10 protein-coding genes are annotated in these 15,947 nt (G+C 60.4%); 4 read left to right on the top strand and 6 right to left on the bottom strand.

Translation table 11 applies throughout. The features are described 5' to 3' along the window. Positions 1–59 precede the first annotated feature (59 nt). The 3 genes from guaA to G7047_RS04880 are packed head-to-tail and all read right to left on the bottom strand — an operon-like array spanning position 60 to position 2,420. Entirely contained in the window at positions 60–1,676 is a 1,617-nt protein-coding gene (gene guaA, locus G7047_RS04890) for a glutamine-hydrolyzing GMP synthase (protein WP_166301558.1), read from the bottom strand. A 40-nt stretch (positions 1,677–1,716) separates the two neighbouring features. Beyond that, positions 1,717–2,163, bottom strand: coding sequence for a type II toxin-antitoxin system VapC family toxin (locus G7047_RS04885; RefSeq protein WP_205904719.1), 447 nt, complete (start codon positions 2,161–2,163; stop codon positions 1,717–1,719). After that, positions 2,160–2,420: a type II toxin-antitoxin system Phd/YefM family antitoxin gene (locus G7047_RS04880; RefSeq protein WP_166301555.1), complete on the bottom strand. Its 261-nt coding sequence runs from the start codon at positions 2,418–2,420 to the stop codon at positions 2,160–2,162. Before G7047_RS04880 ends, G7047_RS04885 begins: the two co-directional genes overlap by 4 nt. Positions 2,421–2,620: 200 nt before the next feature. Here G7047_RS04880 and ilvD point away from each other — a divergent pair, with 200 nt between their 5' ends. After that, a complete protein-coding gene (gene ilvD, locus G7047_RS04875) occupies positions 2,621–4,318 on the top strand; it encodes a dihydroxy-acid dehydratase (protein ID WP_166301552.1) in 1,698 nt (565 codons plus the stop codon). A 60-nt stretch (positions 4,319–4,378) separates the two neighbouring features. On the opposite strand, the gene guaB is transcribed toward ilvD, so the two are convergent. Further along, on the bottom strand, positions 4,379–5,854 hold the full coding sequence (gene guaB / locus G7047_RS04870; RefSeq protein WP_166301549.1) for an IMP dehydrogenase: 1,476 nt from the start codon (positions 5,852–5,854) through the stop codon (positions 4,379–4,381). A gap of 104 nt (positions 5,855–5,958) precedes the next feature. On the opposite strand from guaB, the gene G7047_RS04865 reads away from it, so the two are divergent. Continuing rightward, positions 5,959–6,486, top strand: a complete 528-nt coding sequence (locus tag G7047_RS04865) for a DUF4124 domain-containing protein (RefSeq protein WP_166301546.1) — start codon at positions 5,959–5,961, stop codon at positions 6,484–6,486. Between the two features lie 143 nt (positions 6,487–6,629). On the opposite strand, the gene G7047_RS04860 is transcribed toward G7047_RS04865, so the two are convergent. Continuing rightward, a complete protein-coding gene (locus tag G7047_RS04860) occupies positions 6,630–10,496 on the bottom strand; it encodes an ExeM/NucH family extracellular endonuclease (RefSeq protein WP_166301543.1) in 3,867 nt (1,288 codons plus the stop codon). A gap of 220 nt (positions 10,497–10,716) precedes the next feature. Then, positions 10,717–11,559, bottom strand: coding sequence for a MetQ/NlpA family ABC transporter substrate-binding protein (locus tag G7047_RS04855; protein WP_166301540.1), 843 nt, complete (start codon positions 11,557–11,559; stop codon positions 10,717–10,719). A 354-nt stretch (positions 11,560–11,913) separates the two neighbouring features. Here G7047_RS04855 and G7047_RS04850 point away from each other — a divergent pair, with 354 nt between their 5' ends. Together G7047_RS04850 and G7047_RS04845 are read left to right on the top strand one after the other, a co-directional pair. After that, positions 11,914–14,970, top strand: coding sequence for a hypothetical protein (locus G7047_RS04850; RefSeq protein ID WP_166301537.1), 3,057 nt, complete (start codon positions 11,914–11,916; stop codon positions 14,968–14,970). Then, positions 14,967–15,890, top strand: coding sequence for a UbiA family prenyltransferase (locus G7047_RS04845; RefSeq protein WP_166301534.1), 924 nt, complete (start codon positions 14,967–14,969; stop codon positions 15,888–15,890). The genes G7047_RS04850 and G7047_RS04845 overlap by 4 nt, the downstream gene beginning before the upstream one ends. The last annotated feature ends 57 nt before the right edge of the window (positions 15,891–15,947 follow it).

Below are 15,947 nucleotides of genomic sequence, written 5' to 3'. Positions count from 1 at the left end.
CACGTTTGAGATTTTCGTGATTTATAAGTCTGCTTGAAACAGCGTGAGACGATGCTATTTCACTCCCACTCAATCGTAGCTGGCGGCTTCGAGCTCACATCATAAGTCACGCGGTTGATACCGCGCACTTCGTTGATGATCCGGCCAGAAGTCTTCTTCAACAGCCCGTAAGGCAGCTCGGCCCAGTCGGCGGTCATGAAGTCGCTGGTCTGCACCGCACGCAGCGCCACCACGTAGTCATAGGTGCGGCCGTCGCCCATCACGCCCACGCTCTTAACTGGCAGGAAGACGGTGAAGGCCTGGCTGGTGAGGTCGTACCAGCTTTTGCCGGTGGCTTCGTCGATCCAGTTGCGGAGTTCTTCGATGAAGATGGCATCTGCGCGGCGCAGGAGGTCGGCGTATTCTTTCTTGACTTCACCAAGGATGCGCACGCCCAGACCTGGGCCTGGGAATGGGTGACGGTAGACCATCTCGCGGGGCAGGCCGAGGGCTACGCCGAGTTCGCGGACTTCGTCTTTGAAGAGGTCGCGCAGGGGTTCGAGGAGCTTGAGTCCGAGCTGCTCTGGCAGGCCGCCCACGTTGTGGTGGCTCTTGATGGTGACGGCCTTCTTGCTCTTGGCGCCGCCGGATTCGATGACGTCCGGGTAGATCGTGCCCTGGGCCAGGAAGGTTGCGCCCTTGCTGCCTGCGTTGGCGGCTTTGAGCTTGCTGGCTTCTGCCTTGAAGACGTCAACGAACAAGCGGCCGATGATCTTGCGCTTTTGTTCGGGCTCGGAGACACCGGCCAGTTCGCCAAGGAACAGGTCTGCTGCATCGACGCGCACGACCTTGGCGTGCAGCTTGCCTTCGAACATGTCCATCACTGCGTCGCCTTCGTTCAGGCGCAGCAGACCGTGGTCGACGAACACACAGGTGAGCTGGTCGCCGATGGCGCGGTGGATCAGCGCTGCGGCCACGGACGAATCAACGCCGCCCGAGAGGCCGAGGATGACTTCTTCGTCGCCTACTTGTTCGCGGATTTTGGCGATGGCTTCTTCGATGTAGTCGCCCATGATCCAGTCTTCGCCCGCGCCGCAGATGCCGTGCACGAAGCGGTTGAGCATGGCCGCGCCCTGCACGGTGTGGGTGACTTCGGGGTGGAACTGCACGGCGTAGTAGCGGCGCGCTTCATCGGCCATGCCGGCGATGGGGCAGCTTGGCGTGGAGGCCATGACCTTGAAGCCTTCGGGCAACTGGGTGACCTTATCGCCGTGGCTCATCCAGACCTTGAGCATGCCGTGGCCTTCGGGCGTGCTGAAGTCTTCGATACCTTCAAGCAGCTTGGTGTGGCCGTGTGCGCGCACCTCGGCGTAACCGAATTCGCGGCTGTTGGAGCCTTCGACCTTCCCGCCCAATTGCGTGGCCATCGTCTGCATGCCGTAGCAGATGCCGAGCACGGGAATGCCGAGTTCGAACACGGCGTCGGGGGCGCGGTCGTCCACTTCATAGACGCTGGCGTGGCTGCCCGAGAGGATCACGCCCTTGAGCTTGCCGTCGGCGGCGAACTCGCGCACCCAGTCGCTGGTCACATCGCAGGGATGGACTTCGCAGTACACATGGGCTTCGCGAACGCGGCGGGCGATCAGCTGCGTGACCTGCGAGCCAAAATCGAGGATGAGGATCTTGTCGTGTTGCATGGTGGTTTGGTGCGGGGAAAAACCGGTTGAAAAGAGGTTGTCAGAGTGCGTTCAGATCAAGCAGCGCCACGCCGCTTTTCTTGGCGGCTTTGGCCTGTGCTTCGTCGAAGGTGAGTAGCGGCAGCTTGAGTGATCGTGCGAGCCACAGATAGGCCGCGTCGTAGGTGGGCAGGCCGGTTTCGAGTGCGACATCGAGCACTGCCTTGTGTTGGGCGGGCGCAAGATCATGCAGCTCCACGCGATGGCGGATGGCTTCGAGCACGCCCCACAGTCCTTCGACCGAGGTCTGTGGAATGCGACCTGCGTTGACGCCGCTGGCAATCAGGTTGCCGCACTCCCATTGCCAGAGGTTGGGCGCGTGCGGATCGACCTCGTCGCGACGGATGCGGGCATAGAGTCGGCGCGTGGCATCGCTCGCGTTGTCGGGCAACAACCAGGCGGCGGTGACGGAGGCGTCGAGCACGAAGGTGGTGATCTGGGCACTCATGCGGCTTTGCTCCGCCCCTTGTCGCGCAGCACCGCGACGCCTGCGTCCGCAGCAGGTTGAATGCTCGCCTGCAGCGCTTCGATCTGGCCCAGCTCGCGGGCGATCTGCTCGTTGGAGATGACCGGGCGACGTCGCACCGGCAGCATCCGTACCACTTCCTTGCCATGGCGTGTGATGCGCACTTCCTCGCCCTGCTCGACCAGTTCGATCAGGGCAGAAAAGCGGGTCTTGGCTTCGTAGATTCCGACGGATTGCATGGGCTGGACTGAAAGTCAAAAACGGACCTGAGAATCAGGCACTGACCAGATTCTAACATTCTGACCAGAATTTTCCAAAATTCAGGCCAGAAACCATCTTGGCGAAAGCCATGTCCACGCATCCTCCGCGTTGAAAGGCCGGCGTCGTTCACCGATACTGGCGCTTCATTCCCCACAACGAGTTGAGAGCGAGACAAGCCATGGAAATCAAAAACATCCAGATCAACCGCCGCAGCGCCAATATCACCGAAGGCAAGGCGCGCGCCGCCAACCGCTCCATGTTCTACGGCATGGGCTACAAGGAAGACGATTTCAAGAAGCCGATGGTGGGCGTGGCCAACGGCCACAGCACCATCACGCCTTGCAACTCCGGCCTGCAAAAGCTGGCCGATGCGGCGATTGCAGGCATCGAGGAAGCCGGTGGGAACGCGCAGGTCTTCGGCACGCCGACCATTTCGGACGGCATGTCGATGGGCACTGAAGGCATGAAGTATTCGCTGGTCAGCCGCGAAGTCATCAGCGACTGCATCGAAACCTGCGTAGGCGGCCAGTGGATGGACGGCGTGCTGGTGGTGGGCGGTTGCGACAAGAACATGCCCGGCGGCATGATGGGCATGCTGCGCGCCAACGTGCCTGCGATCTACGTCTACGGCGGCACCATCCTGCCCGGCAAATGGAAGGGCCGCGATCTCAACATCGTGAGCGTCTTCGAAGCCGTCGGAGAAAACGCCGCAGGCAAGATCAGCGATCAGGAACTAAAGGACATCGAACAGCACGCCATTCCCGGCACCGGCTCGTGCGGCGGCATGTACACGGCCAACACCATGTCGAGCGCATTCGAGGCGCTGGGCATGAGCCTGCCCTACTCGTCCACCATGGCCAATCCGCACGACGAAAAGGCCAACTCCGCCAAGGAATCGGCCAAGGTGCTGATCGAGGCGATCAAGAACGACCTCAAGCCCCGCGACATTGTGACGCGCAAGTCCATCGAGAACGCAGTGGCAGTGATCATGGCGACGGGCGGATCCACCAACGCTGTGCTGCACTTTCTGGCGATTGCGCACGCGGCGGAGGTGGAATGGTCCATCGATGATTTCGAGCGCATCCGCAAGCAGGTGCCGGTGCTCTGCGACCTCAAGCCCAGCGGCAGATACCTCGCCGTCGACCTGCACAACGCGGGCGGCATTCCGCAGGTGATGAAGCTGCTGCTGAACGCCGGTCTGCTGCATGGCGACTGCATCACCATCTCCGGCAAGACCATCGCCGAGACGCTGGCCGACGTGCCCGACGCGCCGCCAAATCCTGAAGTGATCCGCCCCATCGACAAGGCCCTCTACAAACAAGGCCACCTCGCGATCCTGAAAGGCAACTTGAGTCCCGAAGGCTGCGTGGCCAAGATCACCGGATTGAAGAACCCGGTCATCACCGGCCCGGCGCGCGTGTTTGAAGACGAGCAATCCGCCCTCGCCGCGATTCTGGACTGCAAGATCAAAGCAGGCGATGTGATGGTGCTGCGCTACCTCGGCCCCAAGGGCGGCCCAGGCATGCCGGAAATGTTAGCTCCCACAGGCGCGCTGATCGGCGCGGGCCTGGGCGAAAGCGTGGGCCTGATCACAGATGGGCGCTTCTCTGGCGGCACCTGGGGCATGGTCGTAGGCCATGTCGCACCGGAAGCGGCTGCTGGCGGCAACATCGCGCTGGTACATGAAGGTGATTCCATCACCATTGATGCGCGCGAGTTACTGCTGCAGTTGAACGTTGCCGATGAAGAACTCACCAAGCGTCGCGCTACGTGGAAAGCGCCTGCGCCGCGATATACGCGTGGTGTTCAGGCGAAGTTTGCGTTCAATGCGTCGAGTGCGAGCACGGGGGCGGTGCTGGACAAGTTCGATCTCTGAGCCCTATGAAAAAAAGGGTCTGGACCGCAAAGTCCAGACCCTTTTTATCGTTCGACTTGATCAGTCAGCGCGGTAATTCGGCGCTTCCTTGGTGATCTGCACATCGTGCACGTGCGATTCGCGGATGCCGGCGGACGTGATTTCCACAAACTCTGCCTTGTCGTTCATGTCCTGGATCGTCGCGCAACCGCAGTAACCCATGGCCGCACGCACGCCGCCAGCCATCTGGAAGATGATGGCGATGACCGAGCCCTTGTAAGGCACGCGGCCTTCGATGCCTTCGGGCACGAGCTTGTCGGCGTTGGGGTTACCAGTGGTGGCTTCCTGAAAGTAACGGTCGGCCGAGCCCTGTTGCATCGCGCCGATGGAGCCCATGCCGCGGTAGCTCTTGTAGGAGCGGCCTTGGTACAGGATCACTTCGCCGGGAGCTTCTTCGGTGCCCGCGAACATGCCGCCCATCATGATGGTGGATGCACCGGCCGCAATCGCCTTGGCGATGTCGCCCGAATAGCGGATGCCACCGTCGGCGATCAGCGGAACGCCTGTGCCAGCCAAAGCCTGAGCCACGCTGTCAATCGCCATGATCTGCGGAACGCCCACACCAGCCACGATGCGTGTGGTGCAGATGGAGCCCGGGCCGATGCCGACCTTGACCGCATCAGCACCCGCCTCGACCAGTGCCAGAGCCGCAGCGCCGGTAGCGATGTTGCCGCCGATCACATCGATCTGTGGGTAGTTCTGCTTGACCCAGCGAACGCGATCAATCACGCCCTTGCTGTGGCCGTGAGCGGTATCGACCACGATGGCGTCCACACCGGCCTTGACCAGTGCCGCCACGCGCTCTTCGGTACCAGCACCGACGCCAACCGCAGCAGCCACACGCAAGCGACCAGCAGAATCGCGGGCGGCGTTGGGGAAGCTGGTCTGCTTGTTGATGTCCTTGACAGTGATGAGACCCTTGAGCTCACCCGCATCGTTGATCACCAGGATACGCTCAAGCTTGTACTTGTTGAGCAACACCTTGGCCTGTGCGGGCGTCGTGCCGTCTTTTTCGTTCACGGTGATCAGACGCTCGCGTGGCGTCATGATCTCCTTGACCTTCACGTCGTAGCGCGTTTCAAAGCGCACGTCGCGGCTGGTGACGATGCCGACGACCTTGCCGCCATCGACCACCGGGAAGCCCGAAATGCCGCGCTCTTCGGAGAGCTGCAGCACTTGCAGAACGGTGTGTTCAGGGGTGATCACCACGGGGTCATGAACAACGCCAGACTCGTGGCGCTTGACCTTCGAGACTTCGGCGGCTTGCTCTTCGGCCGTCATGTTTTTGTGGACCACGCCGATACCACCTTCTTGCGCGATGGCGATGGCCAGACGCGCCTCAGTCACGGTGTCCATGGCGGCGGACACGAGTGGCAGATTCAGGTTGATGTTGCGCGTGAAGCGCGTGGCGAGGGTCGTGTCCTTGGGCAGGACTTGGGAGAATGCTGGCACCAACAACACGTCGTCGAAGGTGAGCGCTTTTCCTAGAAGGCGCATGTGAAAGCTCCAAAAAAACGATTGTACCCGCCGGGTAACATTTCTGCAGAAAGCCGGGAAAAAGCTCTTTGATCCACCCTCATGTCACCGCTACACTTAACCAAATGAAACCGTACAAGCTTCTTTTGTTGACTGTCGCCTGCACATGGGCGGTGGGGGCGTCCGCGCAATGGCAATGGCTGGACAAGGACGGCCGCAAGGTCTACAGCGACCGTCCGCCGCCAGTGGAAGTCCCGCAAAAGAACATCCTCAAGCAACCCGGATTCGGAAAGGCCGCGTCGCAACCCACGCCGGTGCAAAGCGAGACGCCCGCCACGGCTGCGGCCGCTCCAGCCAGCGGTGCAGCCAGCACGCCGGGCCTGCCGCAAGCCTCAGGCAAGGACAAGAAACTGGAAGAGGCCAAGGCCAAGGCCGACGCGGACGAAGCCGCCAAGAAGAAGGCCGAAGTCGACCGCGTCGCCAAGGCCAAGGCTGAAAACTGTGTCCGTGCACGCAAGTCCAAGACCTCGCTGACGTCGGGCGGCTTGATCGGCACGGTCAACGAAAAGGGGGAGCGCGGCTTCATGGATGACGCTGCACGCGAAGCCGAAATCAAGCGCGCAGACGGCGTGATCGCTTCAGACTGTAGCTAGTACCCCACAACAAAGGGTGTAGTTATAGATTTTCCACACTTAGCTTGCATGATTCATAAACCCATGCAATCGCTCACAAAGAATAGGCGGTCACATCCTGGGATGTGACCGCCTTTTTGCTGCGCTGATCTCCCCCTACTTCCTCAACCCTTTCGCGAAAGGCGTCGCGCCAGCGGCGCAAACGACAGGAAGGACAGCGCCAACATCAACAGTCCCCATGCATTCAGCACCGGCACGGCGACCGTCGCGGCGGGCGGAGTCACCGCCTGCGGAGCGACCAGCGCGGTCGGGTCGGCAATGTTGCCGTCGGCCTTCAAATCATCATCCCCCAGTCCACCGTCCTGCAGCGTGAAGCTCACCGTCTGGCCGGACACCGTGGAGGGCACGCGGTACCAGTGCTTGGAGGTGTTGTCTGACGTACGACCCCACTTCCAGAGTTCGGCGCCTTCGGGCAGCGGCTTTGAGTAGTTCATCGTCACCGTGAGGACACCACCGGCATCGCAACCCGTGGCGTTGAGCACCAGCAGGCCATGCGGCAAGCTGGCACCCGCGCTCGGCATGGCGGTGATTCCCTGACTTTGTGAAGTCACGTATTGCGGCGGCGAGGCAAGCTTGCAACCCGCGCCCTGCAGCGTGCCAGTCACGTTGCCGCCCGCGCCGGGAGCCAACTCAAAGCCGGTGCCGGGCGTGACCACGGCGGACACCTTGAAGGAATAGGTCGCGGTGACGGCGTCGTTCACGCCATCGCTCAGGCGCAGGCCCACGCTGGCGTCGCCCTGCACCGCAGCGACGAAGCTGGCCTTGGCAAGCTCGCTGTTGATCGCTGCTGGCGTGCCCTTGAGTTGCAGCCCCGCGAGCTGCGGGTCTGCATCGGTCACACCTTGCACTACGCCGTTGATGACGGTGAGGGTGAGCGTGAGCTGTTCGCTGTCCACATCCGCCACTTTGATAGAGGAGAGGCTGGTGGAGGCACCCACCGCGACCGCCGTAACAGCCGCAGGTACACCGCTGATGGATGGTGGCTGGTTGGCGGGCGCGGCGGCGAAGTTCAACCCCATGACGATAGGGTTATGGTCGCTCGATCGGTAGGCCGTGGCCGCGTAGTAGTTGGCGATCTGATCGGCGGTCTTGTACTCGGTGTTGTAGTCAAGAACCGGTGGCTCATCAGCATTGATGACCCACTTCACCACCTTGCCCACTTTGCCCGCCAGCGAGGTACTCACAAAGATGTGATCGAGCGAGCCCCATAGGCCGCGGAACGAATAGGAATAGCCTTGCGAGACTTTACTGTAGCCGTTCTTCTCCAAGTACGTGACCGGATCTTCTTTGCTGTAGGCGTTGATGTCACCCAGCAGAATCACGTTCTTGGTGGTGGCACGGGTGGGTTGTGTTGCTAGCCACGCACGAAGCTGCTCGGCCGTTTTCAGACGAGCCGGATTGTTCGCTCCCTGACCGTCAAGCTTGTCTTCGTTGTCACCACTGGAGAGCACGCTACCCTTGGACTTGAAGTGATTCACCGCGATGGTGAACACCTCCTTGCCGGTGGGCGCATTGAACGAAAAGGTCTGTGCAATCGGCACGCGGGCTCCACCGACACCGGAGGTGAACGCATCGTAGATCGTCACGTTTGGCACGGCCGCCTGCCCCTCCGGCTTGATGCGATCACGGCGATAGACGATGGCGACGGTAATCGCATCGGTGCCCGCACCAGCCATGGCCACGTCGCTGCCCTGATTGAACGGAGCCTTGATGAAGTCGTAGTCTGCGCCAGACGGCTTGTCGGCACTCGCGTTCATCGCTCCCACCAACAGTTGGATAGCGCTGCTCGCGTCGTATCCGTTGTTTTGAATCTCCATCAGTCCATAAACGTCAGCGTCGAGCCCGACGAGGTTGGCGACGATTTTGGCCTTCTGCCGATCAAGTTCCGTTGCATCGTTGGCACCGCGAATCCCGATGGGCGCACTGCCTGCCGCAGGTGGCGTGAAGACATCTGAAGTATTTCTGCCGGTGTCCCCCACCTGACTGAAGAAGTTGAGCACATTGGCCGATGCAACCTTCAAATCTGCAACACCAACTGCTGCCTTCAAATCCGAGGCCGTAGGGCGTTCGGCACCCGTGAATTTCAACGGCTCTGTAGGTTGCACACGGTAGCTGGTCTCATAGATTTCCGGTGGTGCACTGGCCCTATAGAACTGGTCGAGCACGCCGACGATGGCATCGACGCCATCCCCCGCACGCAACGAGTTGCTGGCCGAGAGCGGCTGACCATTGCGGCCACGCACAGACTCAGGATTCGACTTGCTGCTGTTGTCATCCAGGATGATCTGGCTGCGCTGCATGGTCTTTACATACGCGGCAAAGCCGTCCACGCTGGGTGCATTCACATCCGTGAATTGCGGCAGAACCTGGTCTGGCGACAAGGTCACGTCACCATAACGACCAAGCGTGTAGTTATTGCTGACGACGAGCTTGCCGCCGCTGGTCGCCGAAGTCACTTTGACCAGCATGCCCTCATAACGCTCCCATAACGCAGCATCGCTGATCGGAAGCATGAGTGGCACGGGTTTGGGCAGCACTGCATCGCCAATCACTTGAAAGGCGGTGAGGTTTTTGAGCTGCGTCTGGCTGTTGTACTCGTCGACAGTGCCGGAGACTTGAACCCGCTTGCCCACGGTGGCCGCACTCACGCCCGGGTTGTTGCTCCCGTAGTAGACGAATATGCCTTCGGACGTGGCCGGATTTGCATCGACATCTGCATCGGCTTCCTGCAGCACAAAACCCGAGAGCCCCGGCATATAGGCGGTGACAACCGCGCTCACATTGACGGTCATACCCTGCATGGGCGATTCGTCGCCACTGCCTTGAATGGCCGAAATGCGCGTGATCGACGGAGGCGCTCCCGTGGTGAACGCCAGCGTTTTCACGACCCATGCATTGTTCGACAGATCCTGAACCGGCGCGCCCACCGCCACCACGCTATACGCCGTGTTCGCCTGCAGCGCCACGCCGGGTGTGAGCGTCACGGTCTGGCCGTTGATGGCGACCTTCGATGCATCGGTGACTGACAACGTCGCCAACACGTTCGCGCCCTGGCGCAGCTCGAAGCTGCCACTGCCCACCTTCACAGACTCATTGAAGCTCAACGTGATGCTGCTCGTGGAGGTCGCGACGTCGGTGGCACCAGCTGAAGGCACACTGGTGCTCAGCGTTGGCGCGGTGGTGTCGGCACCCGCGGTCTTCACGACCAGATCATCAATGGCCATGCCATGGTTGGTACCGCTGATGCGTGTGTTCACCCAGCGCAGCCACAGCGTCTGACCATTCGCCCACTGCAGGTTGTTCAGATCGCCACCGAGATTGCCGACGCGACCGTTGTCATTGCCTAAGTTGCTGGCGGTCGTGGCGCCCACTACCGGCGTGGCCCAGCGAAACAGATCACCGGCGTCCTGCCAGCTCGCGACGCTCTCGAAGCTATCGCCGACACCGTACTGCAGCGCCATCGTCTGCGCATTGGTGTTGCCGCCACCGCGCCACTGCTCGCCGTTGAATGTCACATTCAGTGCATTGACCAGCGCGCCAGTGTCGTTCTTCAACGCGAGCGCCATCCAACCCGCGACGCTGCCCGCAGCCGGGTTGTTGAAGGCGCTCGCGGAAATCAGAATGCCGAGTGCGCGCTCCGCCGCTCCAGACGCGCCAAAGCTGTAGAACGCGCCATTGTTGTCGCTGCCCGTACCACTGCGATAGGCGGTGAATGCCGAGTTGTCATGACGGAACAGCGACCAGCCGGTCAGCGTGTTGCCGTTGTCCCAAACATTGGTCGCGCCACTGGTCGCGAGCGTGTCGAAGTTCTGCTCATAGCGTCCGTTGAACGATGCAGGTCCAGCCAATGCCGAGACCGACGTGAGGCCAAAGAGCAGTGCACCGCCGAGTGCCTGCCATTGCGTGCGTGCACGCGTGATAGGTGTCGTGTCGAATGTGAATGGAGAGCGAGTTGTGGAGGCAGTAGTCATGAATGATGTTTCGAAGAATGCCCCACCCTCCCAAGGGTGAGATGCGCGCCATTCTTTCGACACCGCGTGACGCGGTCATGACGTGCGGATCAAAGCTTTCACGATCCGCCAAAGCGATTGCAGACCTCTTGTGTCACACCATCCGGGACAAAAAAAACGGGCCGCACACGGCGGCCCAAGTTCCCACTAACACCTGGATGAAACTATGACTTGCAGCAGATCACTGCAGAAAATTCGGCTTCGCGTAACCCGCAAACTTGGTATCGACCACGGTCTTGAAATCGGCGGAATGGAAAGCCTCTGCCAGATCCTTCGCCCATTGCGAATCCTTGTCCTTGGTCTTCACGGCCACGATGTTCAGGTAGTGATCAGGCGTCTTCTCGAGCACCACGGCATCCTGCAGCTTGAGACCCGAGGAGATCGCAAAGTTGCCGTTGATGATGGCGTACTGCACATCGTCCAGCGAGCGCGGAAGTTGCGCTGCGTCGAGCGGCACAAACTTGAGCTTTTGCGGGTTCTCGGCGATGTCCAGCTCCGAGATGCGCAGCGGGTTCACGTTGGTCTTGACCTTGATGAGCCCCGCCTGCTGCACCAGCAACAGTGCACGCGCCAAGTTGCTCGCGTCATTGGGCAGCGCGATGCGATCACCGGACTTGGCATCGGTCAGCGACTTGCGGGTCTTCGAATAGATGCCCATCGGCGCGATCGGACCTTGGGTCAACGCCACCAGATCGAGCTTGCGGTCGCCCTTGAACTGATTGAAGTACACCTCGTGCTGGAAGAAGTTCGCATCAAGCGAGCCATCGGCCAGCGCAAGATTCGGCTGCACATAGTCATTGAACTCGACCAGCTTGACCTTGTAGCCCTTCTTCTGCAGGAGCGGCACGATGCCGGACTGCAGTTGATCGATGTTCGAGCCCGCCGTGCCGCCAATCACCAGCTGCTTCTTGCCAGCGTCCTGCGCCAGCGCACCACCAGCCAGCCCCAGCGAAGCCGTGGAAACCGCGAGCACCGACACTGCGGCTGCCAACAGGGAACGGCGGGAAGTCGAAACCAAGCTCATGTAGTTATCTCCGAGAACCCTCGCAAGGGCATATGTGTTTGTTGATGGGTATGAAGTATCTCGATCTGGATTGATTTCTCAAAATAATATAAAACTTGATACATATGCCATGAACGCATATAAAGTTAGGTACCACACGGACGAATCATCACCGCTCACATAAAAATAGTACCAATCTATACATCACTCAGGAGTAACGGCCTACACTGCCGCGACTTACAGTGAACATGCAGGTTTGAAAACGTCGAATGACTGCTGTCTTATGACAGTCTTTCAAGACCTCATTCACGATGCTTTCAGTCCCTATCCGTACGTTTCAGAGTGAGCACAATAAAAACGAGGGTGCCTCCGGGCATGGCAAAGAACTCCAACCGTCCACGCTATCAGGATGTATGGATCGGCCTTGCCATTGGCCTGATCTGCTTTGCAGTCTTCAACGCCAATCTCCGCTCCATTGGCGCGGCAGACAGCTACGTGGCGCGGTATCTGCCTCTGTCGATCTGGAAGCACCACAGCCTGGCACTCGAACCCATTGCAGAACAAGTCGCTCAAGGCGTCAAGATTCCGGACTCCCCCAAAGAAGCCATCATCTGGGTCAACCGGGGGCCCAACGGCAATCCGGTATCGCTCTACCCCCTGGTTACACCGCTGCTCGTCACGCCTCTCTATCTGCCGGCGTATCTCTATATGGAGCATGTCGGTTGGCACCCGGGCGTGTTCGATCAGGTCGCGCGCCTGATGGAAAAGCTGAGCGCCTCGCTGGTCGCGAGCCTCACCACCACCTTGCTGTATCTGGTGCTGCGGCGACAGTCCCGCGCACGTACCGCAGCATTGCTGTCATTGGTGTTCGCACTTGGCACGTCCACTTGGGTCATCAGCAGTCAGGCGTTGTGGATGCATGGCGTCGCGCAGTTGCTGGTGACCTTTGCGCTATGGCTCGTCACCGCCGACCGCTGCAACCGATGGAGCGCCATGGGCCTCGGTCTGACATGCGCGCTCATCGCCTGCAACCGACCACCTGATGCGCTGCTGGCTGCAGGCTTCGCTGCCTATGCACTGGTCTGGGCACGCGGGCACTATGCGGCGTTTGCAGCAGGCGCACTGGTGCCAATTGCGCTGACTCTTGCCTACAACCTCGGCATGACCGGCTATGTGATGGGCGGCTACGGCATCGTTGCCCAAGGTGCGCAGTCGGCGGTGACCCTGTCCCGGATTCCGGAAGGCATCATGGCACTGCTGATCAGCCCTGTGCACGGGCTGTTCGTTTTTTCGCCGTTCCTGTTGCTCGTCGTCTTGCGACTGCGGACCGTGATCGCGCAAGCGTCGTCCCCACTGCTCGCACGATGTCTGCTGGGAGCCGTCGCCGTGCAGATTCTGTTCTACGCCACCGTGCATTGGACGCAAGGAGTCAGTTGGGGCCCTCGCTATCTCACCGACATGCTGCCGATCCTTTTTTGGTTGCTGCCTGTGGCAATCCAATCGTTGATGCGCAGCGGGCGCGCGGTATTCATCGTGGCATGTCTTGCATCCATCGCCATGGAAGCTCTTGGAGCGTTCGGATATACAGGTCAAGCGCATGCACAGTCCCTTGCATCGCCCAGCAAGATATCCCCCGCCGAAATGAACAAGATGGAAAAGCGGGCCGCTTGGAAAACCTCAAACGCGCCATTTCTATCCAAGCCCGTGTTCTTCAACGACCTCACTCCCCTGCTGATGGGGTCGATCGAACGTGCGGTTCTCACCCCTTCAGGTTCGATGGTGGTCGAAGGCTGGACATTACTGGGCGGGAAGGCACCCTATGACCTGCATCTGTTGGGTGATGGAAAGAAGCGGTCTGCAGCGACCGCCACGTTTGTTGTGCGTCCAGATGTCGAACGTTCACTCGGAATTGGAACTCCCGTCGGGTGGCGCATGGTGTTTCCGTCAACCGAATACGAGCCCGGACGGCATGTATTCACTGCCATGGTCCGCTCCCACCCCAATGCACAACCCCGCATCCTGCCGAATGTCACCTTCGACTTGAAGGCACCGCCCGACAACGCGACCGTCGCGCCCCTGCAGGGCTCCATCGATTCGATCAGCGTGCATGCCGGCGACACCGTCGACATCGCAGGGTGGGCTCTGGCCCATGGCGACACGCCTGCACAGGTACAACTGCTTTTCGACGGCAAGCCCTATCCGCGAGGCATCACCACATTCTTCGAGCGACCCGACGTGGTGCAGTACACGGCCGTGCTGGCTGCAAGCGGCTGGCGCATCACCCTGCCCGCCAGAGACCTCTCCCCCGGCGAGCATGTGCTCACAGTGCTGGTGCTCCCCAAGTCTGGAGGCAAAGGTCTGGCGCTGCCCACCGCCAAACTGATCATTCCAACCCGCATGCCGCAGCCTCCCTCAGGCACGTGGACGCTGACCGAAGCGGCGCAGTACGCTTCCAGCATGTTGGCTCATCGACAACATGCCGATGGCTACTGGCTGACCGAGCACACACAGTCCCTGCAGTACCGGGACGCCAAGCAGGAGCTGAACATCTTCTCCAATGCGGAAATGCTCGACATCCTCGGACCCGTCGCTCGCGAAGCGGGCGCGCAGGAGATGCTGGCGCGCGCGCGCACGTTCCTGTCCACGCAGATCGAAGACTCAGGCCTTGTGCGCTACCACGGCCGCACAGATCTTGCGACGCACGGCACCATCAGCTGCCGCATCACGCCCGATGCCGATGACACGGCACTGGTCTGGCGTGTCGCATCCAATGGCAATTTGGCTTTGCAGGATCGGGCACTGGCCACCCTGCAGAAGTATCGGACTGCCGACGGTTTGTACCGCACCTGGCTCGCCCCGCAAAATCAATATGAGTGCATCGATCCGGGCAGTGCCCCGAATCCACCCGACATCGGCATTCAGATCCACATCCTGCTCTGGCTGCACCACGCGTATCCCGCGCAAGCACCACCGTTTTGCCGTGCGCTGCAAAAACGCGCTGCAGACGAACGGCTGTGGGTGTATTACCAACATGCCCCCGCCGCCATCGCCATGCGGTTAAAGGAACTGGAGAGCATTGGCTGCCCGCTTGAGTTACCTGTCAATCGCCTGTCCACACAAGTGGCTGGTCAACAGCCTTGGCTGAATGTGATGGCGCGCATTCGTCAACTGCAAGGCAAGCCGATCGACCCGAGCGAGCAGGCCAGCAACAGCGAACTGCTCAAGCAACTGGCCGCCCATGGATTCGCGTCGATCACGCGCGATCCGCTGCTGTTCTTTCACAATGACATGAGCGCTTCAGTGAAACGCTTCTACTGGTCGCGTGACATGGGCTATGCCCTGTGGCTACGCCTGTACCACGACAATGAACGTTCGAAGATAGGCGGCGAAGCAGTTCCCGCGTCGCCGCCTCGCCAGGGAGCGAGGTCGTGAGTGGCCCGTTGAGCGACACGAAAAACGCAAGTGCACGAGGCTGTCTGCGGGTTCTGGGCAGCATACGACTGGACGAAGTACTGGTACTTCAGGGCACGCCGATGATGGGGGCGCTCCTGGCCTCCAGCCAACTGGCTGGCGGATTGCTGTCGACGCAATGGTGGCAATTGGCCGCGCTGCTTGTGGCTGGAAATCTGTGTCTTATGGCACATGTCTTTGTGGTGAACGACTGGGCTGAAATCAAGACAGACATTCAAGACCCGACACGTTCCGCGCGAACCTTTGCGTCCAAAGGGGTGACCCGCACCGCCGTAGGCTGGCTTGCACTTGCGACACTGTTCACAAGCCTGTTGCTGCTGGGGATGCTGAACCGCGAGTCGTTGATGTTCGGCATGCTCATCGTCGCCACCAGCGCGCTCTATTCGCTTGCGCCATTTCACATGAAGGCTCGTCCTATTGGTGGCACCGCGTTGCACGTCATCGGCGGTGCACTGCATTTTCTGCTCGGATACGCCGCCATAGCGCCCGCAACCCTGGATGCCTGGGCCATCAGCGTCTTCTTTGGACTGGTATTTGCCGCCGGGCATCTCAATCACGAGATTCGCGGACTCCAGGGCGACCGGCTGAACCATATCCGGACCAACGCCGTCGTATTCGGGCAAAGGCCATGCTTTGTCGCTGCTTTCATCCTGTTCAGCATGGCGTATGCCCTTTTGCTTTTGCTCGCCTTGCAGGAACGCGTACCGCGCGGGTTGCTGGTCACTGCGCTGCTGTACCCTGTTCACGGCCTGTTCACTTGGAAGGCGCTACGCAACAACCTGAATGCACAAAGCTTGTTGCGGCTGCAGACTTGGTATCGACTGCTGTATGCGTTGGTCGGTGTCTTGATTGCATGGGCGGTGATCTGGCATCAAGGCTGAGGACTCAGCAACATTCGTTTGCGACCTTGCACCGAGCCTCACAACTTGGCGCGTGAT

It is taken from the genome of Diaphorobacter sp. HDW4A (assembly GCF_011305995.1).
Lineage (GTDB): Bacteria > Pseudomonadota > Gammaproteobacteria > Burkholderiales > Burkholderiaceae_C > Diaphorobacter_A.
Note: the sequence above shows the minus strand (reverse complement) of the source record. Positions and strands in the feature narration are given on the sequence as shown.